Source organism: Bradyrhizobium sp. P2_E8, assembly GCF_056403875.1.
Window position 1 is genome coordinate 1 of record NZ_JBFUES010000941.1, and the last position, 2,874, is coordinate 2,874.

The window sequence follows — 2,874 nt, forward strand, 5'->3', positions numbered from 1 at the left end:
GTCCATGCCCTCTTCCATCTTCACCACCATCACCTCGATGGCGATGATGGCGTCGTCGACCAGCAGACCAAGCGCCAGGATGAGGGCGCCGAGCGTGATACGGTCGAAGAACCGGCCGGTCTCCAGCATGATGAGGAACACGACGGCGAGCGTCAAAGGCACGGCCGCCGCGACAACGATGCCGACGCGCCAGCCGAGGCTGAGCAGGCTCACCAGCAGGACCACGCCGAGCGCCATCGCGAACTTCATCATGAACTCGTCGACTGCCGAGGTGATGTTGACGGCCTGATCGCTGACCTTGGCCAGGCTCATCCCGAGCGGCAGCGTGCGAGCGATAGCTGCGGACCTCTCCTCCAGCGCCTTGCCGAGCGCCAGACCATTCCAGCCCTCCTGCATAACGGCCGCGAGCATGATGGTGGGCTCACCCTGGTGCCGGATGATGTAGGTGGGTGGATCCTCATAGCCGCGGCGGACCTCGGCAATGTCGGACAGCTTCAGCGTTCGCCCGGCAGCGACGATCGGGGTATCGGCGATTGCCTGGACGCTGTCATAAGCGCCGTCCACCCGAATGAAGACCTGCGGCCCCTTGGTGTCGATCGAGCCCGCCGGCGTCACCGTGTTCTGCCGCTGCAAGGCGGCAACGATATCCGTTGCCGACACACCGAGAGTTGCCAGCTTGGCATAGGAAAACTCGACGAAGATCTGTTCGGGGCGTTCGCCGAGGATGTTGATCTTCTTGACGCCGGGCACGTGCAGGAGGTCCTGACGGATGACCTCGGCTTGCCTGGCGAGTTCGCGCATCGGCATGCCCTTGGCCTTGAGGGCATAAAGGGCGAAGCTCACGTCCGAATATTCGTCGTTGACGAAGGGGCCGAGCACGCCGGAGGGCAGCTTGCGCGCTTCATCTCCGAGCTTCTTGCGGGCCTGGTAGAACTCCTCCTGCACGCTCGACGGCGGCGTGCTGTCCTTCAACGTGACCGTCATGTACGCATAACCAGGCCGCGTGGTCGTCTCCACCCGGTCGTACCAGGTCAGTTCCTGAATCCGCTTCTCCAGGGGTTCGGCGACCTGGTCCTGCATCTCGCGTGCCGTCGCGCCTGGCCAAACCGTCGTGACCGTCAGCGTCTTGATGGTGAAGGACGGGTCCTCGGCCCGTCCGAGCTTGAAGAAGGCGTAGGCGCCCGCGGCCGCCAGCAGCAGGATGAAGAACAGCGTGACGGCCCGTTCGCGAACGGCGACGGCGGACAGATTGAAGCTCATCCGTTGCTCCTGGTTTCCGACGCAGTCCGGACACGCGCGCCCTCGTGCAGGAGGTGAGCGCCGAGGGAAACAATCTGGTCACCGGAGTTCGATCCGGAGATAACGGCCGTCTCGCTGGTCACACGCAGAAGCTTGACGGGCTGCAAGTGGACGCTCGAGGTAGCGCTGTCGAAGACCCAAACGCCTGTCGTCCTGCCATCATCGAGCACGGCTCCCAGCGGCACCTGGACTTCCGGCTGACTATCCTGGCTTGCAAGCCGAATGGTGACCGTCGCGCCAAGCGGTGCCGCCGCGGCCTCACCATCGAGCACGTAGCGGGCCTCATAGGTGCGGGTCTGGGGATCGGCGGAGTCCGACAACTGCCGCAGGTGTGCGCTATAGCGGCGCCCATCGCTGCCATACAGGCTTGCATCGGCGAGCGAACCCATCGCCGGCCGGATCGTTTCGGGGAGCGCCACCACAGCTTCGCGAGGACCGGACTGTGCCAGCCGAACGACCGCTTGGCCGGCGGAGACGACTTGCCCCGGCTCGCCGAGGGTTTGGGTGACCGTTCCGTCCGCATCCGCCACCAGGACGGAATAGGTCGCCTGGTTCTCGGCGACCCCTGCTTCGGCTTCGGCCGCGGCAAGCTGCGCCTTGGCGGTGTCCGATGCGGCCTTCGCCTGCTCGTAGCGCTGTTTGGAAGTCCATCCGTCGTTGACCAAGTTGGCGTAGCGACGCTCATCGGCATCCGTCTGCACCACTACTGCGCGCGCTGCGGCTACGGCGTTACGCTTCGCCGCGAGCGCAAGGCGGAGGTCGGTTTCGTCGATCCGCATCAACGGCTGCCCGGATTTGACCTGCTCGCCGACATTGACGAGCCGTTCGACGATCTTCCCGGCGACGCGAAAGCCGAGATTGCTTTCCACCCGCGCGCCGATCGTCCCGGTGAAGCCGCGCTCGGATCCGCTGACCGGCGCGGCGGTCACCAGGCGGACCATCGGGGCCTCCTGCCTGGGGTCGCTGACCGCGGAGGCTTCATGGGCGGGAATCGCAAGAGCAACAAAGGTGGCCACCCCCGCAGGCACCAAAATACCGGCCAGCACCGCAACACCCCTCATCATGACCTATCTCCATTGGATATTAGATTTCGTATGACATCTATAACCAATTTAGATGTCAATCGCAATCTATAATCGACTTCTAACGGGAACGTGATCCCCGAACCCCTTCGCCGCATAGCGATCAAACCAGCCGCGCGACTTGATAGATTGCGTCCGAACTCTATTTAGGTATAGAAGTCGAACGAAATCCAAATGGAGATCTATGATGCGAGTGAGTCGCGCTCAGGCAGCCGAGAACCGCCAAGCCGTGATCAATGTGGCGAGTCGCCTCTTCAGGGAGCGGGGCTTTGATGGCATCGGGCTCAAGGATCTGATGAAGGGGGCCGGGCTAACCCAAGGCGCCTTCTACAAGCAGTTCGCATCAAAAGAGGATCTGGCGGTTGAGGCGTCCAAGCGCGCGCTGGAGAGCGCGTCCGGCCGATGGTCAGACGCGGCCGCGGCACATCCTGACGATCCACTCGGCGCGGTGATCGCGTTTTACCTCAGTGGCGACCATCGCGGAGAAAAGATG

3 protein-coding genes are annotated in these 2,874 nt (G+C 63.4%); 1 reads left to right on the forward strand and 2 read right to left on the reverse strand.

Translation table 11 applies throughout. The features are described from left to right. Both AC1D00_RS34660 and AC1D00_RS34665 read right to left on the reverse strand, forming a co-directional pair. The coding region (locus AC1D00_RS34660) for an efflux RND transporter permease subunit (RefSeq protein ID WP_477013782.1) at window positions 1-1,260 on the reverse strand (1,260 nt) is incomplete at its 3' end. Next, entirely contained in the window at window positions 1,257-2,363 is a 1,107-nt protein-coding gene (locus AC1D00_RS34665; RefSeq protein ID WP_025575040.1) for an efflux RND transporter periplasmic adaptor subunit, read from the reverse strand. The genes AC1D00_RS34660 and AC1D00_RS34665, both read right to left, overlap by 4 nt. Before the next feature lie 205 nt (window positions 2,364-2,568). On the opposite strand from AC1D00_RS34665, the gene AC1D00_RS34670 reads away from it, so the two are divergent. Next, a partial coding sequence (locus AC1D00_RS34670) for a TetR/AcrR family transcriptional regulator (protein WP_477013783.1) occupies window positions 2,569-2,874 on the forward strand: 306 nt, incomplete at its 3' end.